Raw genomic sequence first — 25,516 nt, 5'->3', positions numbered from 1 at the left:
ATGTCTGTGGAAACCACTGGCAGGGCGAAGCTGCGCTGGGGTCTGCTCGACGTCCTCGTGGTCGTCTTCGCGCTCGTCCCGGTGCTGTGGATCGCGTCGCTGTCGTTCAAGACGCCGGCCACCCTCACCGACGGGAACTTCATCCCGCGGGAGTGGACACTCGACAACTACCGGACGATCTTCGACACCGACCAGTTCGTCCGGGCCCTCGTCAACTCCATCGGCATCGCCCTGATCGCCACGCTGATCGCTGTGGTGCTCGGTGCGATGGCCGCGTACGCGATCAGTCGGCTGGACTTCCCCGGCAAGAAACTGCTGGTCGGCATCTCCCTGCTGATCGCGATGTTCCCGCAGGTGTCACTGGTGTCGCCGTTGTTCGAGATCGAGCGACAGCTGGGGATCTTCGACACCTGGCCCGGGCTGATCCTGCCGTACATCACCTTCGCGCTGCCGCTGGCGATCTACACCCTGTCGGCGTTCTTCAAGCAGATCCCGTGGGACCTGGAGAAGGCAGCGAAGATGGACGGCGCCACCCAGGGGCAGGCTTTCCGGCGGGTGATCGCGCCACTGGCCGCGCCCGGCCTGTTCACCACGGCGATCCTGGTCTTCATCTTCTGCTGGAACGACTTCCTGTTCGCCATCTCGCTGACCTCCACCGAGCGGTCCCGCACGGTGCCGGCAGCGTTGTCGTTCTTCACCGGCGCGTCGCAGTTCGAGGATCCCACCGGGGCGATCTGCGCCGCCGCCGTGGTGATCACCGTGCCGATCATCCTGTTCGTCCTCTTCTTCCAGCGTCGCATCGTGTCCGGTCTGACCTCCGGCGCGGTCAAGGGATAGGTGGGTAGTCATGGCTGACATCGTGCTGGACAAGGTGAGCAAGAGCTTCCCGGACGGGACCGTCGCCGTGCAGGACGTCGACCTGGAGATCGCCGACGGTGAGTTCGTGATCCTGGTCGGCCCCTCGGGCTGCGGAAAGTCCACTACCCTCAACATGATCGCCGGGTTGGAGGACATCAGCTCCGGCGAGCTGCGCATCGGCGGGCAGCGGGTCAACGACAAGGCTCCCCGGGACCGGGACATCGCCATGGTGTTCCAGTCATACGCGTTGTATCCGAACATGACGGTGCGGGAGAACATGGCGTTCCCGCTGCGGCTGGCGAAGCTGGACAAGGAGACCATCAACTCCAAGGTCGACGAGGCGGCCAAGGTGCTGGAGTTGACAGCGCTGCTGGACCGCAAGCCGGCCAATCTGTCCGGTGGCCAGCGTCAGCGGGTCGCGATGGGTCGGGCGATCGTCCGTCAGCCGAAGGCGTTCCTGATGGACGAGCCGCTGTCCAACCTCGACGCCAAGCTGCGGGTGCAGATGCGCACTGTGGTGTCCCGGTTGCAGAAGCAGCTCGGCACCACCACCGTCTACGTCACCCACGACCAGACCGAGGCGATGACCCTCGGGGACCGCGTGGTGATCATGCGGGGTGGTGCGGTGCAGCAGGTCGGGCCGCCACAGGAGCTGTACGACCACCCCCGCAACCTCTTCGTCGCCGGCTTCATCGGCTCCCCGTCGATGAACTTCCTGCACGCCGCCGTGCAGGACGGCAGCCTGCACACCGCCCTGGGGGACGTGCCGCTCGGCGACCGGGTCCGCCGGGAGTTGGAGGCCGCCGACGCGCCCCGCGAGCTGATCCTCGGCATCCGCCCCGAGCACTTCGAGGACGCCGAACTGGTCGACGACGACACCCGCCGCCGGGGCATGGAGTTCGAGGCGCCCGTCGACATCGTCGAGTCGATGGGCTCGGACAAGTACGTCTACTTCACCGTCGAGGGGGAGAAGGCCAGCGCCGCCGAGTTGGAGGAACTGGCCGCCGACGCCGGTGCCGCCGACTTCGCCGGTGCCGGTGGCAACCTGGTCACCCGGCTGTCCGCGGAGTCCGCCGTCGCCGAGGGGCAGTCGCGGCGGGTCTGGTTCAACCTGGAGAAGATTCACCTGTTCGACCCGTCCACCGGGCGGAACCTGACCCTGCACGAGGGCCGGGCTGCGGGGGCGCTCGGCGACTGACGGCGTCCAGACCGACGGGCCGGCGGGTTCACCCGCCGGCCCTCGCCGTGTCCTGCGCCGCGGGCCCGCTCGTGGCAAGGTGGTCGGAGGTCGCGTCGTGAGGCGGGGGACGGGATGAACCGACGACTGGCCGCGCTGGCGAACGCGCACGGCGTGTCCACCTGGTATGAGGACTGGCGGCACCGCCGCGTCGATGTCGCACCGGAGACCGTGGTGGGTGTGCTCGGCCTGCTCGGCGTGGACGCCACCAGCCCGGCGGCCATCGCGGACGCGCTCGCCGCGGCCCGCGCGGTCGACCGCGACGCGCTGCCACCGACGGTGGTGCTCACCCACGGCACGGCCCGGGCGCTGCCCGGCGCCGGGGTCGTGACCCTTGAGGACGGCGGTCGACGCGCTGTCGACGGCGAGCTGCCGGCGGACCTGCCCCTGGGCTGGCACCGGTTGGCCTGCGCCGACCGGGAGGCGACGCTCGTGGTGGTGCCGCGCCGACTGCCGGTGCCTCCGCGCACCTGGGGCTGGATGCTCCAGCTCTACGCGCTCACCTCCGAGCGCTCCTGGGGCATGGGTGACCTCGGTGACCTCGCCGACGTCACCAGCTGGGCCGGTGAGACCGGTGCGGGGCTGGTGCTGCTCAACCCGCTGCACGCCGTCGGGCCGGCGCACCCGGTCGCCGCCTCGCCCTACTCGCCGGCCAGTCGACGCTTCGTCAACCCGCTCTACCTGCGGGTCAGTGACACCGCCGCGTACCGGGCGGCCGACCCGGCGACCCGTGCGGTGGTGGACGCCCTGCGCCCCGACCGTGGCGAGCTGATCGACTACGACCAGGTGTGGGACGCCAAGCGACACGCGCTGGAGCTGCTGCACCCGTACGCCCAGCCGGTCGACCTCGGCGCGGACCCGGCGCTGGCCAGTTACGCCACCTGGTGCGCGCTCGCCGAGCGGCACGGCAACGACTGGCGTGCCTGGCCGGAGGCTCTGCACCACCCGGATTCCCCGGCGGTCGCCGAGCAGCGTCGGCAGCTCGCCGACCGGGTCGACGTCCACGCCTGGTTGCAGCAGCTGTGCGACGAGCAGCTCGACGCCGTCACCGTGGCCGCCCGGGCGGCCGGGATGCCGGTCGGCGTGGTGCACGACCTGGCCGTCGGCATCGACCCCGGCGGTGCCGACGGTTGGCAGCTCGCCGACGTGCTGGCCCAGGGTGTGCGGGTCGGCGCGCCACCGGACGACTTCAACCAGCTCGGCCAGGACTGGGGCCTGGCCGCCTGGCGGCCGGACCGGCTCGCCGCCACCGGGTACGCCGCCTATCGGGACATGCTGCGCCGCACCCTGCGGCATGCGGGTGGCCTGCGGGTCGACCACGTCGCCGGTCTGTGGCGGCTGTGGTGGGTGCCGCCGGGCGCCGGGGCGGCGGAGGGCACCTACGTGCGCTACGACGCCGACGCGATGCTCGGCATCCTGGCGCTGGAGGCGCACCGGGCCGGAGCGGTGGTGGTCGGTGAGGACCTCGGCACCGTCCAACCGGCGGTGACCCGAGGGCTGCGCGGGCGCAACATGCTCGGATCGACGGTGCTGTGGTTCGCGCGCGACGACGACGGCGCGTTCGTCCCGCCGGCCCGCTGGCCGCGCAACGCGCTGGCCACGATCTCGACGCACGACCTGCCCACCGCGCCGGGCTTCCTGACCGGCGAGCATGTGCGGGTGCGCGACGAGTTGAAGCTGCTCGGCACCGACGTGGCGGTCGAGCAGGCCCGGGCCGCCACGGACCGCGAGCGGCTGGTGGACATGCTGCGCGCGGAAGGTCTGCTGCCCGATCCGGCGGAGACCTCCGACGAGGAGGTGGTGGTGGCGATGCACGCGGCGCTCGCGGCCAGCCCCACCCGGTTGCTCGGCGTCTCCCTCTACGACGTGCTGGGCGAGGTGCGCCAGCCCAACATGCCGGGCACCGTGGACGAGTACCCGAACTGGCGGCTGCCGCTGCCGGCGACCGTCGCGGAGATCCGCACGGACCCCCGGGTGGCCCGGATCGTCGAGCTGCTCAGCACCGCCCGTCCGCGACGGGCCGACCGGGATTGACGTCGGGTCACGCCGGCCAGTCGATGCGGGGAGGCAGCCCGAGGAAGTCCGCGTACCGCCCCAACGCCTCCTCCACCCGGCCCCGCGCGGGGGCGTCGAGTGTCGTGAGCGGTTGGATGGTCACGGTGACCGCGGTGCGGCCGATCTTGCGCTTCCACACACCGACGACCCGACCCGCACGGACCACAGTGGCCTGGAAGATGCCGTTGTTCCCGGGCACGACGGCCTGCTGGTGGGCACTGTCGAGCATCAGCCGGCGATCCCGGTAGCCGAGCAGGTACTCGTCGAAGCCGGGCAGCACCAGCACGTCGTCCAGCGGCACGCGCGGCTGGTCGGCCAGTGCCGCGTCTACGGACATCGGCTCGCCGTCGACCCGTACGGTGGTCAGCGCGCTCTCGGCGGCGGCCAGGCCGCGCCGCGCGTCGGTCAACGTGAGGCCGCTCCAGCCGGCGAACTCGCGGGCCGTGACCGGCCCGTGGCCACGGACGTAGCGGTGGGCGAGCACTGCCAGGGCCTCGTCGCGTTCCAGCCGGCGTGACTCGGGCGCCCACTCGTCGAGCAGGGCGAAGGTCTGTTCGGTGCCGACGTTCGGGGCCACGCAGGTCACCCCGCGCACGCTCGCGGACCACAGCAGGTGGTAGCCGCGTTGCCCGTCGGTGCCGATGCCGGCCTCGCGCAGGGTGGCGAGGCACTGGGCGCGGGTGAGTCGGCCGCCGCCGGCCAGCGCCGCGCCGAGCACGTCCATCGCGCGGCCCTCGTCGGCCTCGGTGAGACCGAGCTGCGCGCGCCGGGTCGCCGAGCCGGAGAGCGAGCGTACGCCGGTCAGCTCCAGCATCCAGCGGGCGTCGGCGGGCGGAACGAGGTGCACGGTGCCCCGCATCGGCCAGGTGCGCAGTGCCTCGCGGCGCTCCAGTGCCGCCTGCACGTCGGCGACCGTCTGCGCGGGCAGCCGGGCGCCCAGCGACCACAGGCCGCTCGCCAGGTCCTGTGCCTGCATGGCGCCGAACCACTGCACCACGTCGGCGACGGTGCCGGGTCGGGTGCTCGGGTGCGGGCGCAGCAGCAGGCTCGTCATCCGCAAGGCGAGCGCTTCGGATGCCGTGAGTTCTCCGCTCATCGAACTCCTCTCCCGGGCCGTCGCGCCAGGGTAGGACAACCGTCCGACAGCGGTGCCCCGGTCGCGGCCCTCCGTCAGCAGCACGCCCTGGTCAGGTGGCATAACGGCCGAACCGGTGGGAAGGCGGTCACCCGACAGTGCGCGCGCCGCGCGTACGGAGGGGAGCCTCATGACTGCCGCAAGCGAGCCGGCCCGGGGCGCCGGCGTAACGGCCGGATCCCGGAGCCATCGGGGGGACGCCCACGCGAAGACGAGCGCCGCGGCGACCTTCGCCCTGGTGTTCGGGGTGGCCGGTCTGTTCAGCGTGTTGACGGCGATCCTCGCCTGGCTGGGGCTGGTGCTCGGCATCATCGGGATCATCCTCGGCATCGTCGGCCTGAAGATGGCACGCCGACCCGGGGTCACCGGTCGTGGCGTGTCGATCGGAGGCCTGGTGCTCAGCATCCTGGCCGTGCTGATCGGGCTGGGTCTGGCCGCGGGGATCACCACGTTCGTCAACAACGAGAACGCGGTGGACCGCCTGCAGACCCAGGTCGACAATCTGCGCGACAAGCTCGACTGACATCGACCCGGCGGGGTGGGGGCCAGGGCGTGCCGCTGGCCCCCACACCGGTGCTGCGTGGACCTGGCCGGTCCGATCGCGTCGGCACCCGAGGCCGGCGCCCCCTGCGTCCGCTACAGTCGAATCGGATCACTGTTCCACTAACATCTGTTCCGATCGTCTGGGTGGAAGGAGCGCCGGTGTCGGCGACGAGTCAGTCCCCGGAGGTGCCGGCCCGTGGCAAACGGGCCGACGCGCTGCGCAACCAGCAGACGCTCCTCACCGCCGCCGCAGCGGTGTTCGTCACCTCCGGCGTCGACGCGCCGATCCGGGAGATCGCGGCCCGGGCCGGGGTCGGCATCGGGACGATCTACCGGCACTTCCCGACCCGGGCCGACCTCGTCGTCGCCGTCTACCGCCACCAGGTCGAGGCCTGCGCCGAGGCCGGCCCGACCCTGCTGGCGACCGCCGCCTCACCCCTGGCCGCACTCCGCCAGTGGGTCGACCTCTTCACCGACTTCCTGGTGACGAAGCACGGGCTGGCCAACGCGCTGCAATCGGACACCGGCGGCTTCGACGCGCTGCACACCTACTTCGTCGACCGGCTCGTGCCGGTCTGCGCGCAACTGCTCGACGCCGCTGCCGACGCCGGCGAGATCATCCCCGGCACGGGCCCCTACGAGCTGATGCGCGGCATCGGCAACCTCTGCATCGGCCGGAACAACGACCCGGCGTACGACCCCCGCCGGCTCGTCGACCTGCTCCTGCGCGGACTCCAGCAACCACGGTGAGCCGACAACGACGTTCACAGTAAGGTTGATCACGTGCTCCGCCAGGTCACCGCGATCCGCTACGTCACCCCGCTCCGCGAGGGCGGCTCGCTGCCGGGCGTCGTGGAGGCCGACGACCTCGGCACGTACGTGGCGAAGTTCCGGGGCGCCGGGCAGGGGCCCAAGGCGCTCGTCGCCGAGGTGATCTGCGGTGAGCTGGCCCGCCGTCTGGAACTGCGCGTGCCGCCGCTGGTGGTGCTCGACATCGACCCGGTGATCGGGCGGGCCGAACCCGACCAGGAGGTGCAGGAACTGCTGCGCAACAGCGGCGGCGCGAACCTGGGGATGGACTTCCTGCCCGGGGCGTTGGGCTTCGACCCGATGGCGCACCCCGTCGACCCGGAGCTGGCGTCGCGGGTGCTCTGGTTCGACGCGTACGTGGAGAACGTCGACCGGAGCTGGCGCAACCCCAACCTGCTGGTGTGGCATCGGGAGCTGTGGCTCATCGACCACGGTGCCTCCCTCTACTTCCACCACAACTGGCCGCGCGCCGAGGCCGCCGTGCACCGTGCCTACCGCGGCGCCGAGGACCACGTGCTCGCCCCGTACGCCGACGGGCTCGCCGAGGCCGACGCCGACCTGGCCCCACGGGTCACCCCGGACCTGCTCACCGAGGTGCTGGCCCTGGTGCCCGACGAGTGGCTGACAGCTGCCGACTTCGAGACGGCCGACGAGGCGCGGGCCGCCTACCGCAACCACCTGTCCGCCCGGGTCGCCAGCACCGCCGACTGGCTGCCGCAGGGAGGCCCGGCATGAGACAACCCTTCGAGTACGCGCTGATCCGGCTGGTGCCCCGCATCGAGCGCGGCGAGCAGATCAACGTCGGGGTGCTGCTCTACTGCCAGCAGCGCGACTTCCTGGGGGCGCGTACGCACCTGGACGCCGACCGGGTGCGCGCACTGGCCCCCGATGTCGACCTGCCCGCGGTGGCCGCCGCGCTCGGCTCCTGGGACCGGACCTGCTCCGGTGACGGGCCGGCGACCCGAATGCGGCTCGGCGAGCGGTTCCACTGGCTGGTGGCGCCGCGCAGCACGATGATCCAGGCGGGGCCGGTGCACACCGGGCTCACCGCCGACCCGGCGGCCGAGCTGGAGCGGCTGCTGGCGACTCTGGTCCACTGACTGCCGGTCGCGGCACCGAGCACATCTGACCGCCGGTCGCGGCACCGAGCACATTCGACGACCCCTGATCGCGCTACGCCAGCGCCGTTGGTGGCGGAGCGCGATCCCCCGTTCAGGTGCTCGGTGCGGGGCGGCGGCTCGTTGCCGCCGGCACCGGTGACATCAGGATCGCTGCCCGGGTGGGGCGCAGGGCCGTAACCATCCGGAAGTTGCGGAAAACTTGAGCCCGGCGGATCGATCGGTGAGAACCCTCGCGCGCTGCCGTTAGAGGGCGCGTCGATCGGGTAGTCGCGGGAGCTGAAACCGCGACGAGTTAGGGGAAACATCTGATGGCTGCCCAGACCAAGGTAGCGGTGATCTACTACAGCGCGACCGGCATCACGTACCAGATGGCGCAGGCAGTGTGCGAGGCCGCCGGAGACGCCGGCGCGGACGTGCGGCTGCGTAAGGTGCGCGAGTTGGCGCCGGACGAGGCGATCCGCTCCAACTCCGGCTGGCAGGCGCACCACCTGGAGACCCAGGACGTGCCCGAGGCGATGATCGACGACCTGGCCTGGGCCGACGTGGTGATCCTCGGCGCGCCGACCCGGTACGGCATGATCGCCGCCCAGCTGAAGCAGTTCATCGACACCACCGGCCCGCTCTGGGCCCAGGGCGCGCTGGCCAACAAGGTCTACTCCGCCTTCACCTCGACGGCGACCTCGCACGGCGGGCAGGAGACCACGTTGACCTCGCTGTTCAACGTCTTCTACCACTGGGGCGGTGTCGTGGTGACCCCCGGCTACACCGACAGCAGCCAGTTCATCGCCGGCAACCCCTACGGCCCTTCGCACACGAGCAACAACGGCGAGATCGCCCCGGACGCCGTGGCGCTGGGTGCCTGCGCGCTCACCGCCCGGCGGGCGGTGCAGCTCGGGGCCGCGTTGAAGGCGGGCCTGGGCAGCTGACGCCGGGAGCGACCGGTGGCGCGGGCGGGGGCTCTCGGCCCGTCCGCGCCACCGGTCGATCCAGCCCTACCCCGAGGCGCAACGACTATGCGCGTCCGCCGGTCGCGGACAGCTCGTCCGGGCGCGGCGCCGGCAGCAGGTCACTCAACAGCTCCGTCAGCACAGCGAGCCCGTCCGGGCTGAGCACCGACTCGGGGTGGAACTGCACCCCGGCGAAGCCGTGCCCCCGCAGGGCGTGCACGGCGCCGTCACCCGGGTCCCGGGCCAGCTCCACCGGCCCGTACGCGGTGTCCAGCCGGTCGGTCTCCGCACGTGCGGTGAACGTCGAGTAGAACCCGACCCGCCGGGTCCCGCCGAACAGCGGCACCTCCCGCTGCAACCCCTGGTACGGCGCGTCCCTGCGGTGCAGCGGCAGCCCCAACAACCCGGACAGCACCTGGTGCCCGAGGCAGACCGCGAGGGTGGGACGACCGCTCGCCAGCAACCCGCTCAGAAGTTCGCGTACCGCCATCATCTTCGGCTCGTCCTGGCTGCCCGGGTCACCCGGCCCGGGGCCGGCCACCACCAGGTCGTACCCGTCGACGGAGCCGCTGGCGTGCCATGGGCGCGTGGTCACCTCCAGACCCAACGCCCCGAGTTGGTGGGCCAGCATCCCGGTGAAGGTGTCCTCGGCGTCCACGATCAACGCTCGACGACCCACCAGCCCGGGAAGCTTGGGCGCGTCCGGTGACCGCTGGTCCAGCCAGAACCGTGCCAGCGGCGCGTTGCGCCTGGCCAGCGCGTCGCGTACCTCCGGGTCGTCGGCCAGTCGCGCGACCGGCTCGCGCCCGCGGTCGGGCGCCGCCGGGCCGAGGCCGAGGGCGGCCAGCACACCGGCGGCCTTGGCGTGCGTCTCGGCCACCTCACCGGCCGCCGTCGAATGCCGCACCAGCGTGGCGCCCACCGGCACCCGCAGCCGACCGGCGGGGGAGATCTCGGCGGTACGGATCAGGATCGGGGCGTCGAGGGTCTGCCGGCCGGCCTCGTCGTGGCCGACCAGGGCCAGCACGCCCGAGTAGTAGCCCCGCCCCCGGCGTTCGTGCCGGGCGATCACCCGGCAGGCGTTCTCCATCGGGCTGCCCGTGACGGTCGGCGCGAACATCGTCTCGCGCAGCACCTCCCGCACGTCCCGGGTGCTCTGCCCGGCGAGCAGGTACTCGGTGTGCGCCAGGTGCGACATCTCCTTCAGGTACGGGCCGATCACCTGGCCGCCGTGTTCGGCGACGGTGGCCATCATCTTCAGCTCCTCGTCGAGGACCATGTACAGCTCCTCGACCTCCTTCGGGTCGGCGAGGAACCGCAGCAGCGCCTCCCGGTCCGGGGTGTCGCCGGCCCGCCGGAAGGTGCCGCTGATCGGGTTCATCATCACCAGCCCGTCGTCGACACTGACGTGCCGCTCCGGGCTCGCGCCGACCAGTGTACGGGCGCCGGTGTGCACCACGAACGTCCAGTACGCGCCTCGTTCGGCGACCAGCAGCCGGCGCAGCGCGGCCAGCGCCGCCACCAGCGGTGGACCCTGCACGGTGGCGTGCATGGTGCGGTGGATGACGAAGTTCGCGCCCTCGCCCCGGCCGATCTCGTCGGCGAGCACCCGGTGCACGGTCCGCGAGTAGTCCTCGTCGGTGATGTCGAACGCGGCGTCGGCGGTGCGGACCCGCTCGTCGGGCAGCACGGCCAGGGCGTCGGCCAGGGCGATCCGTCCGTGGTCGCGGATCCGGAGGCACTCCAGCGGGGCACCGTCGTCGACGCAGGCGAAGCCGCGCTCGGAGATCTGCCGGTACGGCACCAGGGCCAGCGTCTGCGGTCCCGACGTGCCGGGCGTCAGCGGGATGTCCGCGAGCCGTTCGACAGTGTCGACAGTGCCGGTGAACAGCTCCAGCTCGTCCGCGCCCTCACGGCGCAGCAGGGCGAAGGGGCCGGGGTCGACACCGCTGACGATGGCGGTGAGCAGGTCGGTCAGGTGGGTCATCGGGAGTCTCCGTCGGGCTCGGCGCCGCCGTTGTGGCGGTCATCCGGCCGGGAGATCCGGCAGCCGCCTGGAGGGCGGCCGCGTGGATGAAGCTACGCGCGGGAGGTGGCCGCCGGGTCGGCGGGCCACCAACTAGTCAGATGCGCGAGCATGTGATCCACCTTACGCGCCCGTCGCCCGGTTCGCACCGGGTAACTTGACCGGCGATGAACATTCTCGCGCTCGATCTGGGCACCTCCTCGGTCCGAGGCCTGGTGCTGGACGGGGACACCCGACCGCTGCCCGGCGCCCTGGCCCGGCGCAAGGTGGAACTCGCCATCGGCGACGACGGGACCGGCACGCTCTCCGCTCCCGACTATCTCGCCTCGTTGGTCGAGTGTCTGGACGAGTTGGCCGAGGCGGGCCACCTGCACGACGTGGACCTGGTGGCGGTTTCCGCGCAGTGGCACTCGGTGCTCCCGCTGGGCCGCGACGGCGCGCCGCTAGGCCCGGTGATCACCTGGCTGGACACCCGGCCCGCGCCGACGGGCGGTACGGCGGGCCCGGCCGACCCGGACGGCTTCCACCAGCGCACCGGCTGCTGGTGGCACCGCTCCTACTGGTCGATGCGGCTGCCCTGGCTGCGCGAGCAGTCCGGCACCTCGATCTCCCGGTTCGTCGGTCTGCCCGAGTACCTGCTGGGCGAGCTGCTCGACACGGCGCCCATGTCGGTCTCCCAGGCCTCCGGGACCGGTCTGCTGGACCTGCGCACCCTGCGGTGGGACGAGGAGGCGCTGACGCTGGCCGGGACGCGTCCGGAGGACCTGCCGTCGCTCGGCGCGCTGGACTGGCACGGCCGGCTCCGCGCCGACCTGGCCGGGCGCTGGCCGCAGCTGGCCCAGGCGCGCTGGTCACCACCCGTCGGCGACGGCGGTGCGTCGAACGTCGGGTCGGGCTGCGTCGACCCGAGCCGGGTCGCCGTCACCGTGGGCACCTCCGCGGCCGTACGGCTGATGCAGCGGATCCCGGCCGGTGAGCCGATGCCCCGGCTCCCCGAGCGGCTCTGGCGTTACCGGGTCGACCATGACCACGTGGTGACGGGAGCGGCGTACGCCTGTGGCGGCAACCTGTTCGCCTGGGCGGACCGGGAGCTGCGGTTGCCCCGGGGTGCGGAGCTGGACGCGGCGCTGGCGCTGGTGCCGACCGGCGGTGGCCGACCGGCCGACCCCCGGTTCGGCGGTGACCGGGCACCCGGCCTGGCGCCGGCGGGCACCGGCGAGCTGCGCGGCCTCAGCTTCAGCACCACAGCGGTGGACATCCTGGCCGGGCTGATGCAGGGGCTGTGTGATCTGGTCGCCGACGATCTCGGGGTGCTGGAGTCCACCATCGACAAACCGGTGGGTGTGGTGCTCGGTGGGGGTGCGGTGGCGGCATCGGTGTGGTGGCGGCAGGCTTTCGCCGCCGCGCTCGCACCGCGCCCGGTGTCGCACCAACGCAACCCGGAGATCGGCGCCACCGGGGCCGCGCTGGTGGCGCTCGGCCGGTTCGGTGACGCGATCGACCTCGCCGACATCGGCCGGACGGACGAGCTGGTACTACCGACCACGGCAGGACGTTCCCACCCGCAGTATCCTTCCTGAACCACCGCTCAGCCCAAACCGTTGACAGTCCAACCAAGCCTGGTTGGATGGACTGCGCTCCCCGGACCGCGGCGGACGCGGTAGCACGGAGGAGGCAGGGTGGCGGCAGGTCCCGAGCCGGCGAACGGCGCGGTGTCGAACCATCGCCGGCGCCGCTTCGATGTCCGGGTGGTACCGCATCGGCGACGGTCTCCGTTCCGGCTGCGCGACTGGCGGATGAGCACGAAGCTCGCCACCGTGCTGGTGGTGCCGTCGATGGCGTTCCTGCTGCTCGCCGGTGTGCAGACCAGCGCCCTGGTGGGGCGGACGACAGCGCTCAACGACTTCTCCCGTCAGGTCGGCATCGGCCGACAGATCACCGCGGCGGTGCACCAGCTGCAGCAGGAGCGCGACCGTTCGGCGGGCGAGTTGGGTGAGCTGCGCAGGGGCGGCGACCGGGCGGCCGCGGCGGCGAACCTGAAGCCGTTGCAGACGGCCACCGACCGGGCCATCGTGGACCTGAGCCGGGCGGCCGAGCCGCTGGCCGACGCCGACGCGTCCTGGCGGGTCGCGTTCTCCGAGGCGCTCGAGGCGTACGACCAGGTGATCGACATCCGGCCGGCGATCCCGCCGGCGGTGCTCAGCAACGAGACCATCCTGAGCAACTACCACCGGGCTGTCGGCGCGTTGCTGGACCTGCTCGCCGAGCCGACCCCCGGTCAGGGGCAGTCGGCGTTGAACGACGCGGTGCTGCGCTACGTCCAACTGGCCCGGGTCAAGGAACTCTCCTCCCGGGTGCGGGCCCAGCTCTACGCCGCCGGTCGCGCCGGCACGTACGGCACCGAGGACCGGGTGATCCTCAGCGATCTGCGCGGCCAGCAGCTGACCGCGCTCAGCGCGTTCCGGGTGGCTGCCACGTCCGACCAGATCCGCCGGTACGACGAAACCTCCGTCACCCCGATGTTCCTGGTCGCCACCCAGTTGGAGGAGCGCAGCCTCCCCGGTGGCACCGCGTCGCCGGAGGTGCTGCCCTCGGAGCAGTGGTGGTCGGCCAGCGAGCAGCGTCAGGAGCTGCTGCGCCAGCTCGAGGCGGGTGTGCTGGACGACGCCGTACGACAGGCCGACGACGCCAGCAGCGAGCAGCTACGGGCCACCCTGCTGGTGGTCGGCGGTGTCGTCGCGGTCCTGCTGGTCGCCCTGCTGATCTCCCTGCTCGTCGGCCGGTCGGTCGCCCGCTCGATGCGGTTGCTGCGGAGCCAGGCGCTCCGGATCGCGCAGGTCGAGCTGCCGGACGCCCTGGACCGCCTGAAGACCGTCACCGGTGGTGTGCCGGGCATCGAGGTCGCGCCGGCGGTGGTCCGCTCGCTCGACGAGATCGGTGAGCTGGCGGAGGCGTTCGTAGCGGTGCACCGCAGCGCCGTCACTGTCGCCGTCGAGCAGGCACTCATGCGGCGCAACGTCAACGCCATGTTCGTCAACCTGGCCCGCCGCAGCCAGGTGCTGGTGGAGCGGCAGCTGGAGCTGCTGGACGACCTGGAGCGCGAGGAGAGCGACCCGGACCAGCTGGAGAACCTGTTCAAACTCGACCACCTGGCCGCCCGGATGCGGCGTAACGACGAGAGCCTGCTGGTGCTCGCCGGCACGGATTCGACCCGCCGGTGGAACCGGCCCGTCGGCCTCGGTGCGGTGCTGCTGGCCGCCGCCGCGGAGATCGAGCAGTACCAGCGGGTCCGGATCGACGCGGTGGCCGACGTGTACGTGGTCGGGCACGCCGTCGGCGAGTTGGTGCACATGCTGGCGGAGCTGCTGGAGAACGCCACCGCCTTCTCCCGTCCGGACACGACGGTGGTGGTGACGGCGCGGGTCGACGCCGCGACCGCCCTGGTCGAGATCGCCGACCGTGGCCTGGGGATGAGCCCGACCGCGCTGGCCGAGGCGAACGCGGTGCTGGCCAGCCCTCCGGCCGCGGACGTCGCGACGGTGGAGCGGATGGGCCTCTTCGTGGTCAGTCACCTGGCCGCACGGCTGGGCGTACGGGTCAGGTTGGACGACCACCAGGGCGGTCTGGTCGCCCGGCTCGCGTTGCCCGCGGCGATGCTCGCTCCGGCGGGCGCGGTGCAGGCGGATCTGCCCGCGCCGGCCCGCATGCTGGCGACGGGCGCCGCGCGGGGCGTGGTCCGGCAGCCCGAGGCCCACGCCTCCGGGGTGGGCGTGGCGGCGCGGGACCTGCCGGTCGCCGGTCGGCCACCGGCCGCCGCCGTGCCGCGTCAGGCCCGTCCGGTGCCGGTGCGCGCCGAGGACGTGTTGGCCCCGGCCGGCGGTCGGGACGCCGGCGGGGGCTGGTGGTCGCGGCAGGGCCCCGGCCCGTCCGCGCCGATCGTCCCCGCGTCGGGGATGCCACCGGCAGTGCCGGTCACGGCCGGTACGAACGAGCGGGGGCTGCCGGTGCGGGTGCCGATGGCACAGTTGAGCGCGGTCACCCGCTCGGCCCAACCGACTGCGGCACCGATCCGCACCGACCCGGACCCGGAGGCGGTCGGCGGCATGCTCTCCCGGCTCTACAGCGGAGTGCGGCGCGCCGAGGCCGAGGACACCACCGAGATACCCGTGCCACCGTCCGGGGGGCACGACGAAGGGGGACGACGACAGTGACGACGTTGAGCCAGGAGGCGCGTGACCTGAGCTGGCTGGTGAGCGCGTTCGCGGAGCGGGTGCCGGGTGTGGCGCACGCGGTGGTGGTCTCGTCCGACGGTTTGTTGGTGGCGATCTCCGACCATCTGCCGCGGGACAACGCGGACAAGCTCGCCGCGGTGACCTCCGGGCTGATGAGCATCACCGCGGGCGCGGCCTCGATGTTCGACGGGGATGTCGTCAAGCAGACGGTGGTCGAGATGGGCCGCGGCTACTTCCTGGTGATGCAGATCCGCGACGGTTCGATCCTGGCCACGTTGGCCGCCGGTGACGCGGACATCGGCGTGGTGGGCTACGAGATGGCCCGGTTGGCCAAGCAGGCGGGGGAGATGCTCACCCCGGCGCTGCGGGCGGAGTTGCAGCAGGCGCTGCCGCGCTGAGTGCGGTGGCCGAGGCCCGGACGATCACCGGCTCATCTCGAGAGTCGAGCCGTCCGGGCCCGGTCGTCCGGGTGCCGGCGCGTTTCAGAAGCCGCCGTCGGCGATGACGGAGCGGTACCAGGTGGCGCTGCTCTTGAGCACCCGCCGCTGGGTCGCGTAGTCCACGTAGACCAGGCCCCAGCGTTGGTCGTAGCCCGCGTCCCACTCGAAGTTGTCCAGCAGTGACCAGACGTGGAAGCTCTCCAGCGGCACGCCGTCGGCGATGGCCCGGTGTGCGGCGGCGAGGTGGTCGCGCAGGAAGCTGATCCGACCCGTGTCCTGGACGGTGTCGTCGGCGGCCAGCGTGTCCGGCGTGGGGAGCCCGTTCTCGGTGATGGTGAGCGGGATCGGGCCGTACTCGCGGGTGATCCGGGTCAGGAGGTCGTACAACCCCTCGGGGTAGATCTGCTGCCACGCGGCCTCCGAGGTCGCCCAGCGGTGTTCGGTGCCGCCGTCGGCGGTGACGTAGATCGGCGTGTAGTACTGCACGGCCAGCAGGTCGACGGGCGCGGAGATGATCGCCAGGTCGCCGTCGCGGATGCCCCGGACCATCCGGCTCTGCGGGCCCAGGTCGGCCAGCACGTCCTCCGGGTAGCTGCCCTTGAGCAGGGAGTCGAGGTACAGGCGGTTCTCGTAGCCGTCGTACAGGTGGGCGGCCGCGGCAGCCTGCGGGGAGTCGTCGGCGGGGTAGCAGGGGTGCAGGTTGAACGCGGGACCGATCCGGCTGTCGCTGCCGCTGGCCCGCAGCGCGGCGACGGCGAGCCCGTGCGCGAGCTGGAGGTGGTGGGCGACCAGGTAGGCGGCGTCCGGGTCCTGCCGGCCGGGGGCGTGGTGGCCGGTGAGGTAGCCGTTCTGCACCACGGTCTTGGGCTCGTTGACGGTGAGCCAGACCGGCACCCGGTCACCGAGGGCGTGGAAGACCAGGTCGGCGTAGTCGGCGAAGCGCTGGGAGGTGTCGCGGGACTCCCAGCCGCCGGCGTCCTGGAGGGCCTGGGGGAGGTCCCAGTGGAACAGGGTGGCCATCGGGGTGATGCCGCGGTCGTGCAGGCCGTCGAGCAGGCGGCGGTAGAAGTCGAGGCCACGTTGGTTGGGCGTCCCGGTGCCGTCGGGCTGGATCCGGGGCCAGGAGATGGAGAAGCGGTAGCTGCGCAGCCCGAGGTCGCGCATGAGGTCGAGGTCCTCGGCGTACCGGTGGTAGTGGTCGATGGCCACGTCGCCGGTGTCGCCGTTGCGGGTGCGCCCCGGGACGCGGCTGAAGGTGTCCCAGACCGATTCGCCGCGCCCGTCTTCCTTGGCGGCGCCTTCGATCTGGTACGCCGAGGTGGCCGCGCCCCAGCCGAAGTCGTCCGGGAAGCGCAGCGGGCCGGCGGGCCCATTAGGTATCGACATGGATTCTCCTCATGGATACGGGGCCACCGCCGAAGATTCGGGAGCGCTCCCATGATAGGGCAGACGCGGCCTGCCGGTCATCCGTCCGTCCTGACGGGCGGGGCTGGCGGGGTGGCGGCGGGTATGGCCCCGAGCAGCGAACGAGGCCGTCCGGGCGGCGCACCGCGCCTGTCCCGTCGGCCTCTTTTCCTATCGTGTACGGGGGTTTAGTGTGGGGACGGGGGAGGGCAACCCCCGTCCCCACCGTAACTGCACACACGCAAGCGGAATTTGGGTCCTGCCATGCGTGTCGCGCGGGAGCCGGGCCACGCGAGTGGCTCTGGTTCCACCTCCCTCCATGTGGCGGGACGATGGCTGACGACGGCGTCCGGGCTGGCCCGTCGTCGGCCATCGGTCGGGTTCCCCGGCCCCGCCCGGAGGCGGCACCGGTGATCTTCTTCTTGGAACCTTGTCGATGGAAGCGCTCCCATCGACCGATGTTGCGACTGTAACGCCCGTCACGCCTTTGTGAAAGACCCAAAACAAGATCGAAACAAGGAGCTGTTCCGGCTTGTTGTGGGAGCGCTTCCATGGCACACTGTCGATTCAACGCGGCAGGAGCCACACCGCGTGAGTGCGGGTCCACCGAGGGCAGCCGGCAGCACCACGTCCGGTCACGGTCACCCCATCGCGGCCGGCGGGACCCCCTCCCGTGCGGGCCGCACCGACCCACCCCGGCCGGGCCCGGGGAGCCACCTTCCCGGCGCCTCTCAACACCCGCGGACCACCACCCTCGCGGGCCGGCGCCTCCGCCGGGATCATCCCGGCCTCGCCCGAGGAGACACCGCGCACATGAGACAACTGGCAATACGCCGCCGCGTGGCGATCGCCGCCGCCGCGCTGCTCGCCGTCGGCGGGGTGACAGTGCCCGCCGGTGCCGCACAGGCCGCCCCGGCCTGCGACGTGGTCTACGCGACCAACGACTGGAACACCGGCTTCACCGCCAACGTGACCATCAAGAACCTGGGCGATCCGATCAGCAACTGGACGCTCAAGTGGACCTTCCCGACCAGCGGCCAGCGGGTCACCCAGGGCTGGTCGGCGCGGTACAGCCAGTCCGGCAGTGAGGTCACCGCGACCAACGAGTCGTACAACGGCAACCTCGGCACCGGGGCTTCCACCACCATCGGCTTCAACGGCGCCCACTCGGGGACCAACCCGAAGCCCACGTCGTTCACCCTGAACGGCACCCCCTGCAACGGCACCCCGGCCAACCAGCCGCCGACGGTCTCGCTCGGCCTGCCGACCGGCCCGTTCACCGCGCCGGCCGACGTGCCGCTGACCGCCACCGCCAGCGACCCGGACGGGACGATCAGCAAGGTCGAGTTCTACCGCAACGGCCTGCTGATCAACACGGACACCTCCGCGCCGTACGCCTACACGCAGGAGGACCTGCCGGCCGGCAGCTACACCGTCCAGGCCAAGGCCTACGACAACGCCAACGGCATCGGGGTCGACGAGAAGGCCTTCACCGTCGGCGCCGCCACCGGCCCGACGCTGGTCGCCACCCCGTCCGCGGTGAGCGTCGCCGAGGGTGGCACCGCCACCTTCAACCTGAAGCTCAGCGCCGCGCCGACGGCCAGTGTGCCGGTCACCCTCACCCGCACCGGCGACACCGACATCACGGTCTCGCCGACCACCGCCACGCTGACCTCGAGCAACTGGAACACCGGGGTCACCGTCACGGTCGCCGCGGCGGAGGACGCCGACACCGCCGGTGGCGCCGCCACCATCACCGCCTCCGCCACCGGTCTCGCCTCGCTGGCGGTCACCGCCACCGAGATCGACAACGACACCCCGGGCGGCGACAACACCTACATCGCGAAGTTCCTCGAGCAGTACGGCAAGATCAAGAACTCGGGCTACTTCAGCCCCGAGGGCGTGCCGTACCACTCGGTGGAGACGCTGATCGTCGAGGCGCCCGACCACGGCCACGAGACCACGTCGGAGGCGTTCAGCTTCTGGCTCTGGCTGGAGGCCTACTACGGCAAGGTCACCCAGAACTGGGCACCGTTCAACAACGCCTGGACGGTGATGGAGAAGTACATCATCCCCACGCACGCCGACCAGCCGACTTCGGGCTCGGCGGGCACCCCGCAGTACGCCGCGGAGTACAACCTGCCCAGCCAGTACCCCTCGGCGCTGAACCCGAACGTCTCCGTCGGCCAGGACCCGCTCCGCTCGGAGTTGCAGTCCACCTACGGCACCGGCGACATCTACGGCATGCACTGGCTGATGGACGTCGACAACACCTACGGCTTCGGCCGCTGCGGTGACGGCACCACCAAGCCCGCCTACATCAACACCTTCCAGCGGGGCACCCAGGAGTCGGTGTGGGAGACCGTCCCGCAGCCCTCCTGCGACACCTTCAAGCACGGCGGTCAGTACGGCTACCTCGACCTGTTCGTCAAGGACACCGGCGCCCCCGCCAAGCAGTGGAAGTACACCAACGCCCCGGACGCCGACGCCCGCGCCGTGCAGGCCGCGTACTGGGCGCTGACCTGGGCCAAGGCGCAGAACAAGCAGGCCGACGTCGCGGCGACCATCACCAAGGCCGCCAAGATGGGCGACTACCTGCGGTACGCGATGTTCGACAAGTACTTCAAGAAGATCGGCAACTGCGTCGGGGCGAGCACCTGCCCCGCCGGCAGCGGCCGGGACTCGGCGCACTACCTGCTGTCCTGGTACTACGCCTGGGGTGGCGCGTACGACACCAGCCAGAACTGGTCCTGGCGGATCGGCTCCAGCCACAGCCACTTCGGTTACCAGAACCCGTTCGCGGCCTGGGCGCTGACCAACACCCCGGAGCTGGCACCGAAGTCGTCGACCGCCGCCAGCGACTGGACCAAGAGCTTCGAGCGGCAGCTGGAGTTCTACACCTGGTTGCAGTCCGCCGAGGGTGGCATCGCCGGCGGTGCCACCAACAGCTGGGACGGCAGCTACGCCCAGCCGCCGGCCGGCACCAGCACCTTCTACGGCATGTTCTACGACGTCGACCCGGTCTACAACGACCCGCCGTCGAACCAGTGGTTCGGCATGCAGGCCTGGTCGATGCAGCGCATCGCCGAGCTGTACCTGCAGACCGGCAACGCGAAGGCCAAGGCGCTGCTGGACAAGTGGGTGCCGTGGGCGATCGCCAACACCACCCTCGGCACCAACTGGTCGATCCCGTCGGACATGGCGTGGACCGGTCAGCCGACCACCTGGAACCCGTCCAACCCGCAGCCCAACACGGGCCTGCACGTCGAGGTGATCACCAAGGGTCAGGACGTCGGTGTCACCGCCGCCTACGCCCGGATCCTGATCGCGTACGCGGCCAAGTCGGGCAACGTGGCGGCGAAGGACACGGCCAAGGGGCTGCTCGACGCGCTGTCGGCCGCCAGCGACGCCAAGGGTGTCTCCACCACCGAGAAGCGTGGCGACTACCGGCGCTTCGACGACGTCTACAACGCGTCCACCGGGCAGGGCCTCTACGTCCCGCCGGGGTGGACCGGGAAGATGCCGAACGGTGACGCCATCGCCGCCGGCAAGAGCTTCCTCGACATCCGGTCCTTCTACAAGAACGACCCGGACTGGCCCAAGGTGCAGGCCTACCTGGACGGTGGTCCGGAGCCCGAGTTCAACTACCACCGGTTCTGGGCACAGGCTGACGTCGCCATGGCGTACGCCGACTACGGCAGCCTGTTCCCGAACGGCTGAGCGACCCGGGGTGGGCGGCGTGGACCGCCCACCCCGGGATTCGGTCGGGGTCCGGGGAACGACGGACCCCGGCCGGGGGACGGCCTGACACCCACGGTCAGGCCGGGGTGGGCCGGCCATCTGGCCGACGCAGCGGATCGGCTGGCCCACCCCACCGCCCGGACTGGAGCCCTCTGCGAAAAAGCCCAGAAATTCGGGCCCTCACGGGATCACACCGAGGTCCACGACGGAGTAACGTACGTCACCGGAGAGGCCGCTCCCCCCGTGGCGGCCTCTCCACTTTCTTTCCCGCCGTCCGTTCGTCTCCGTGAACCCTGCTCGGGTCAGCGAGGCGGCCCGACCGGGTCCGACGCGACCGGATGACGCAGACCCGGGTGCCCGGTCGGCAGCGAGCGTCGTAGCACCACCCAACTCAGCGCCAGCGCCGCCGCGACCAGCGGCCAGGTCAACGCCACCCGGGCCACCACCAGCGCGAGCACCTGTCCACCCAGGTAGAGCGGCACGAACACGGCCACCCGCAGCAGGTAGGTCGCCGTCCACACCCAACTGGCCCGGCCGTACCCCCGCAGCAACGCCGGGTCCCGTCGCCACCGGGCGCGCTGGCCGAGCACCGCGCCGACCAGCACGCCGAGCAGCGGCCAGCGCACGACGATGCTGACCGCCCACGCCAGAGCGCTCGCGGCGTTGGACAGCACCTGGATCAGAAAGAAGTTCTCGGCCCGGCCCGTGCGCACCGCGATCAACGCCGCGACGCAGACCGCCAGCAGCCCGATGAGCACCGACCGCGGCCGGTCACCCCGACGCAGCCGTACGCCGGCCACCACCGCGCCCACGGCCAGCGCCGCGCCGACACCACCCCAGAGCGACTCGCCGCCCAGCAACCAGCCCGCGGCGAACGCCACCGGCGGCAGGGTGGCGTCGACGGCCCCGCGTCGGCCGCCCAGCAGATCCGTCAGCGACTCCGCCCGCGCCGGCCCGGCCGGGTCGGTGTCGGCCCCGGCCGGCCCCGCACCGGCGCTTCTGCGCTGCTCCGGATCGGGCTCGGCCCGGCCGCCGTCGCGTTCCGGTGTTCCGCCCACCACCGCCTCCTCGTCTCCGGCACAACCTAACCGTCGACGCGCGGCGGGCCACCGATCGGCTGGCCGACGCCGGCCGCTACGGTGTGCGGATGCGCGCGACGGCACGGGGTTGGACCGCGGTCTGGTTGGTCGTACTGGCCCTTGTCCAGGCGGCCGCCTTCCTCGCCGTCTGGCGGGTGGCCGTGCACACCGAGGTCGGTCAGTGGGTGGACACCGTCGCGCTGACCGGCAACCGGATCGGCCAGGACACCATCGACGGGCCTGTCGACCGGATCCTCAACGCGATGTCGGTGGTCTCCCTGCTGGCCGCCACCGCGATGATCGGCTTCATCGCGTTGATCCGGGGCCGGATCGCCCTGGCCGTCACCGCGACCCTGCTGATCGCCGGGGCCAACGTCTCGACGCAGCTGCTGAAGTACGGGCTGAACCGCCCCGACTTCGGCCTCGACCCGGAGCGTGCCGGGGTGGGCAACAGCCTGCCCAGTGGCCACACCACAGTGGCCGCGTCGGTGGCGGTCGCGCTGATGCTCGTCCTGCCCCGCAAGGTGCGCGCTGCCGGCGCCTTCATCGGTGCCGGCTACGCCGCCGCCGCCGGGGTCGCCACCCTCTCCGCCGGCTGGCACCGGCCCAGCGACGCGGTCGCCGCGTACCTGGTGGTGGGTGTGTGGGCGGCGTTGGCCGGGCTGCTCCTGCTGATCACCCAACGCGAGCAGGCCGAGGTCGCCCCCGGTGACGCGCACCGGATCGCCGCGCTGGTGCTCGCGGTGGGCGGTGTGCTCGCCCTGGTCGCCTGTGGGCTGGCCCTGGCCTGGCTGATCGAGCTGCGCGGCACCGGACCGCAGGAGTTGAGCCGCCGGCCGCTGTTCATCGGGTACGCCGGCAGCGCCGCCGGGATCGCCGGCACGATGGCGGTCGTGATGGCGCTGGTGCTCACCGTCGTGCACCGGCTCGTGCCCCGCGTCAAGGGCTGAGCCGGGCGTGGATCCCGTCCGCGCGGCGTTCTCCGCCGAGTGCGCACGGCTCACCGAGGTCCTCACCGGCCTGGTCGACGCCGACCTTGACCGACCCACCGACTGCCCGCCGTGGACCGTCCGGGAGTTGATCGCGCACGTACACACCGGCGTCGGCCGGCTGACCGACATGCTCGCCGCGCCGGCCCCGCCCCGCGCCGAGGTGGACGCCGCCGGTTACTTCGGCCGGGAGAAGTTCACCGAACAGGTGGACGCCGACCGGATCGCCGGCGGGCGGCGCGACGCGCTCCAGGTGGACGGGGCGACGCTGGCAACCGCGATGGACCGAGCGTGGCGGACCACCGACGCGGCGGTGGCAGCGGCCCCGCCCGACCGGGTGGTGCGAACCCGACACGGCGACGCGATGCTCCTGGGCGAGTTCCTGCGGACCCGGGTCGTCGAGGTGGGCGTACACGGTCTGGACCTGGCTGCCGCGCTGGACCGGCCGCCGTGGCTCACCGCCGGCGCGGCCGAGGTGATCGCCGAGCTGCTCACCGGTGGGCACCCGGTGCCGGCCGCTCTGGGCTGGGACCGGATGACGGTGATCCGCAAGACCACCGGCCGGGCGGCCCTGACCGCCCCGGAACGGGCCGCGATCGACGCGGCGGGCTTCCGCTGGCTCGCCTTCGGCCGCTGAGCGGCCGTCTGCTCCGGCTGCGTGGCCGCCGGTCTCGGATCCCGTCGGCGCTGGTCGCGGCTCGCCCCGAACGGGTCAGCTCGCCGACCGGGGCGCGGGAACGTGCGGGGCGACGCCGCGCAGGTGCGTCAACACGACCGGATCGATGCGGCCCGGCACCAACCGCTCCTCCAGGTTTTCCAGCCCCGCCCAGGAGGTCAACGCCGCCTCGGGCCCGTCGTCGGCCACCGGATGGCCCAGCGCCCTGAGCAACGCCGCCACCTCCTCGGCGACCGCACCGGTCAGGTCGAGCAGGGTGGCCGGATCCGGCCGACCGAACAGCATGGTGTGCACGGCGAGCAGCCGGCTCAGCTCGGCGATCGGCGCCGGGTGATCGTCCACGCGAAGGTCGACCAGCACGTCGCTGGTGCCGCCGTACCCGCCGCCACGCTCGACCACCAGCAACCCGGCGCTCTGCCGACCCCGCCGGTCACCGCCGGCCTCGTCGCCGGCCCGCAGCGCGGCCACCAGACGCTCGGCGAACGGCAACGCCGCCCCCGCCAGCCACGCCTCGCCGAGGGCGTCGACGACCTCCGGGCCGGTGAGCACGTTGCCCTGGGCGGCCCAACCGTCGCCCGTCCGTCCACCGGCCCACGGAAGGCAGGACGGGCCGGTCCAGCTGGCACCCGGACCGCTGGCCCCCACGACGCCGACCTGGCGGTGCTCCCGCTCGGGGTCGGCGGCGACCAGCCCGGCCACGACATCGGCTGCCGCCACGCCGGTGCGCAACAGGGCGAGGCCCTGCGGGCGGTAGGCGAGGTTGGCGTGCGCCTGGGTGGCCAGCGCGCCCACCTCGGCGGCGGCGGCCGGCACCACCGCCCCGGCGGCGAGGAACTTGCTGGCGACGGCCACGCCGTGCAGACGGCCGTCGGCGGAGCGGGCGACGAGCGAGAAGGTCACCGGCCGAGGTTAGCCGGTCGCGCCGGCGGGCCACCGCTCGTACGTCGTCGTGTCAGAACGGCGGCGAGGCCGGCTCCGGTGGCGCCCCGTGGGCCCGGCGGGCGTCGGCGACCACGACCGCGGCCAGCACCACCGCCCCGAGTGCTGTCGCGAGCACACCCGGCAGGAACAGCAACGGCACCGCCGACGCCGCCAACACCAGCAGGGCGATCCAGCGCGACGGTGAGACGCGTGAGAACACCTCGTACTCGAGGCGGGAACGACCGGCCAGGAACAGCGCCGGACCGCCGAGCACCAGGGCCAACCACGGCGCCGGGATCCGTTCCAACGGATGCTCGATGATCAGCTCGTAGCCGATCGCGGTGGCGGCGAGCCCGACCACCATCACCAGGTGGGTGTCGGCCGCGGATCGACCGATGGTCGCGGGGTGCCGGGCCTTCGTCACCGCCTCGCCCAGGATCCGCCCGGCCCGCTGGACGTAGATCCGCCACAGCATGATCGACGTGGCCAGCGCGAGCGCGAACGCCCAGGCATGCCCGGTCTCGTAGGGTCCCCTGCTGTACGAGAACCCGGCCACCAGGATCGTCTCACCCAGGGCGACGAGGAAGAACTGCTGGTACCGCTCGGCCAGGTGGTCACCGGCGATCTCCCACTTGGAGATCGTCGAGCGGCCCAGCCCCGGCACCGGCCAGCCACAGCGGGCGGCCAGGTACTCGAATGCGAGCGCCGTCGACCAGAACACCACCTGCGCGTTGGTGCTCAGCATCGCGCCACTGATCCAGAGCACCCCGCTCAGCGCGAAGATCACCGCCATGCGCACCTTCAACCGGCGGTACGGGTGCGGACCCAGCGCGACCGACAGGATCACCGGTCGGGTCACCTGCGCGACCACGTACGCCACCGCGAACATCAGGGCGGTGTCGCTGAACGCCCGGGGGATCGCCACCCCCATCACCATGCTGCACACCAACGCGGTGATCACCACGGTCTGCAGCGGCACCTTGTGCGGGTCGTACCGGCTGGTCGTCCACGCGGTGCCCTGCCAGACCGCCCAGAGCGCGAGCAGCAACAGCAGGGTCTTGCCGCTGCCGGTGATAATGCCCCAACCGTCCTCCGGACCGGGTTCCTGGGTCAGGTCCTCGAACGCGCGGGCCGAGATGCGGGTGAGCGCGAAGACGTACACCAGGTCGAAGAAGAGTTCGAGGAAGGTGGCCCGGCCTGGAGCGGCCGCCGCAGGGACCGGCTCCAGGCGTCCCGCTGCCCTGGAACCCATGGTCAGCGGCCTGCGCCGTCGGTACGGTCCACCTGGCAGTCGTAGCACCC

General features: G+C 72.2%; 20 protein-coding genes. 14 read left to right on the top strand and 6 right to left on the bottom strand.

Features of this window, described 5'->3' with window-relative positions; all coding sequences use genetic code 11:
- The 3 genes from O7631_RS27765 to malQ all read left to right on the top strand — a co-directional run bounded on the left by O7631_RS27765 (nt 1) and on the right by malQ (nt 4,129).
- The gene (locus O7631_RS27765) at nt 1-837 is read left to right on the top strand and encodes a carbohydrate ABC transporter permease (protein WP_088988673.1); all 837 of its coding nucleotides are present in this window, start codon (nt 1-3) and stop codon (nt 835-837) included.
- 10 nt (nt 838-847) lie between these two features.
- Nucleotides 848-2,056, top strand: a complete 1,209-nt coding sequence (gene ugpC, locus O7631_RS27760) for a sn-glycerol-3-phosphate ABC transporter ATP-binding protein UgpC (protein ID WP_278146989.1) — start codon at nt 848-850, stop codon at nt 2,054-2,056.
- A gap of 114 nt (nt 2,057-2,170) precedes the next feature.
- The gene (malQ, locus tag O7631_RS27755) at nt 2,171-4,129 is read left to right on the top strand and encodes a 4-alpha-glucanotransferase (RefSeq protein ID WP_278146988.1); all 1,959 of its coding nucleotides are present in this window, start codon (nt 2,171-2,173) and stop codon (nt 4,127-4,129) included.
- Nucleotides 4,130-4,136: 7 nt separating this feature from the next.
- On the opposite strand, the gene O7631_RS27750 is transcribed toward malQ, so the two are convergent.
- Entirely contained in the window at nt 4,137-5,246 is a 1,110-nt protein-coding gene (locus O7631_RS27750) for a winged helix DNA-binding domain-containing protein (RefSeq protein WP_278146987.1), read from the bottom strand.
- A gap of 169 nt (nt 5,247-5,415) precedes the next feature.
- On the opposite strand from O7631_RS27750, the gene O7631_RS27745 reads away from it, so the two are divergent.
- The 5 genes from O7631_RS27745 to wrbA all read left to right on the top strand — a co-directional run bounded on the left by O7631_RS27745 (nt 5,416) and on the right by wrbA (nt 8,685).
- Nucleotides 5,416-5,808 (top strand): hypothetical protein, encoded by a 393-nt coding sequence (locus tag O7631_RS27745; protein WP_278146986.1) that lies wholly within the window; start codon nt 5,416-5,418, stop codon nt 5,806-5,808.
- Between the two features lie 179 nt (nt 5,809-5,987).
- Nucleotides 5,988-6,578, top strand: coding sequence for a TetR/AcrR family transcriptional regulator (locus O7631_RS27740; protein ID WP_278146985.1), 591 nt, complete (start codon nt 5,988-5,990; stop codon nt 6,576-6,578).
- 33 nt (nt 6,579-6,611) lie between these two features.
- Nucleotides 6,612-7,373 carry a HipA family kinase gene (locus tag O7631_RS27735; protein ID WP_278146984.1) on the top strand — a complete coding sequence of 254 codons (762 nt, stop codon included), beginning with the start codon at nt 6,612-6,614 and terminating at the stop codon, nt 7,371-7,373.
- On the top strand, nt 7,370-7,738 hold the full coding sequence (locus O7631_RS27730; protein ID WP_278146983.1) for a DUF3037 domain-containing protein: 369 nt from the start codon (nt 7,370-7,372) through the stop codon (nt 7,736-7,738). The genes O7631_RS27735 and O7631_RS27730 overlap by 4 nt, the downstream gene beginning before the upstream one ends.
- A gap of 329 nt (nt 7,739-8,067) precedes the next feature.
- Complete coding sequence (gene wrbA, locus O7631_RS27725) at nt 8,068-8,685, top strand: NAD(P)H:quinone oxidoreductase (protein ID WP_088988681.1); 618 nt, start codon at nt 8,068-8,070, stop codon at nt 8,683-8,685.
- A gap of 85 nt (nt 8,686-8,770) precedes the next feature.
- Here wrbA and O7631_RS27720 read toward each other — a convergent pair whose 3' ends face one another.
- Nucleotides 8,771-10,693: an anthranilate synthase family protein gene (locus tag O7631_RS27720; RefSeq protein WP_278146982.1), complete on the bottom strand. Its 1,923-nt coding sequence runs from the start codon at nt 10,691-10,693 to the stop codon at nt 8,771-8,773.
- 206 nt (nt 10,694-10,899) lie between these two features.
- On the opposite strand from O7631_RS27720, the gene O7631_RS27715 reads away from it, so the two are divergent.
- The 3 genes from O7631_RS27715 (at nt 10,900) to O7631_RS27705 (ending at nt 15,362) form a co-directional block, all read left to right on the top strand.
- The gene (locus O7631_RS27715; protein ID WP_278146981.1) at nt 10,900-12,312 is read left to right on the top strand and encodes an FGGY family carbohydrate kinase; all 1,413 of its coding nucleotides are present in this window, start codon (nt 10,900-10,902) and stop codon (nt 12,310-12,312) included.
- 99 nt (nt 12,313-12,411) lie between these two features.
- Nucleotides 12,412-14,943, top strand: coding sequence for a nitrate- and nitrite sensing domain-containing protein (locus O7631_RS27710; RefSeq protein ID WP_278146980.1), 2,532 nt, complete (start codon nt 12,412-12,414; stop codon nt 14,941-14,943).
- A gap of 5 nt (nt 14,944-14,948) precedes the next feature.
- Nucleotides 14,949-15,362: a roadblock/LC7 domain-containing protein gene (locus O7631_RS27705; protein ID WP_196925059.1), complete on the top strand. Its 414-nt coding sequence runs from the start codon at nt 14,949-14,951 to the stop codon at nt 15,360-15,362.
- A gap of 84 nt (nt 15,363-15,446) precedes the next feature.
- Here the strand turns inward: O7631_RS27705 and O7631_RS27700 are convergent, their stop codons facing one another.
- Nucleotides 15,447-16,790, bottom strand: a complete 1,344-nt coding sequence (locus O7631_RS27700) for a GH1 family beta-glucosidase (RefSeq protein ID WP_278146979.1) — start codon at nt 16,788-16,790, stop codon at nt 15,447-15,449.
- An 831-nt stretch (nt 16,791-17,621) separates the two neighbouring features.
- Here O7631_RS27700 and O7631_RS27695 point away from each other — a divergent pair.
- Entirely contained in the window at nt 17,622-20,528 is a 2,907-nt protein-coding gene (locus O7631_RS27695) for a glycoside hydrolase family 48 protein (RefSeq protein ID WP_278146978.1), read from the top strand.
- A gap of 323 nt (nt 20,529-20,851) precedes the next feature.
- Here O7631_RS27695 and O7631_RS27690 read toward each other — a convergent pair whose 3' ends face one another.
- Nucleotides 20,852-21,484, bottom strand: a complete 633-nt coding sequence (locus O7631_RS27690) for a DUF3159 domain-containing protein (protein ID WP_278148039.1) — start codon at nt 21,482-21,484, stop codon at nt 20,852-20,854.
- Between the two features lie 206 nt (nt 21,485-21,690).
- Here O7631_RS27690 and O7631_RS27685 point away from each other — a divergent pair, with 206 nt between their 5' ends.
- Nucleotides 21,691-22,578, top strand: coding sequence for a phosphatase PAP2 family protein (locus tag O7631_RS27685; protein WP_278148038.1), 888 nt, complete (start codon nt 21,691-21,693; stop codon nt 22,576-22,578).
- A 7-nt stretch (nt 22,579-22,585) separates the two neighbouring features.
- Entirely contained in the window at nt 22,586-23,254 is a 669-nt protein-coding gene (locus tag O7631_RS27680) for a maleylpyruvate isomerase N-terminal domain-containing protein (protein WP_278146977.1), read from the top strand.
- Nucleotides 23,255-23,329: 75 nt separating this feature from the next.
- On the opposite strand, the gene O7631_RS27675 is transcribed toward O7631_RS27680, so the two are convergent.
- Together O7631_RS27675 and O7631_RS27670 are read right to left on the bottom strand one after the other, a co-directional pair.
- Nucleotides 23,330-24,193 carry a DUF1028 domain-containing protein gene (locus tag O7631_RS27675; RefSeq protein ID WP_278146976.1) on the bottom strand — a complete coding sequence of 288 codons (864 nt, stop codon included), beginning with the start codon at nt 24,191-24,193 and terminating at the stop codon, nt 23,330-23,332.
- 52 nt (nt 24,194-24,245) lie between these two features.
- A complete protein-coding gene (locus tag O7631_RS27670) occupies nt 24,246-25,466 on the bottom strand; it encodes a low temperature requirement protein A (RefSeq protein ID WP_278146975.1) in 1,221 nt (406 codons plus the stop codon).
- Nucleotides 25,467-25,516 lie beyond the last annotated feature (50 nt).

Origin of the sequence: Micromonospora sp. WMMD967, from assembly GCF_029626165.1 — a bacterium.
GTDB classification, from domain to species: domain Bacteria; phylum Actinomycetota; class Actinomycetes; order Mycobacteriales; family Micromonosporaceae; genus Micromonospora; species Micromonospora taraxaci.
The sequence above is the reverse complement of the archived record's forward strand: the minus strand, read 5'-3'. Positions and strand labels throughout refer to the sequence as shown.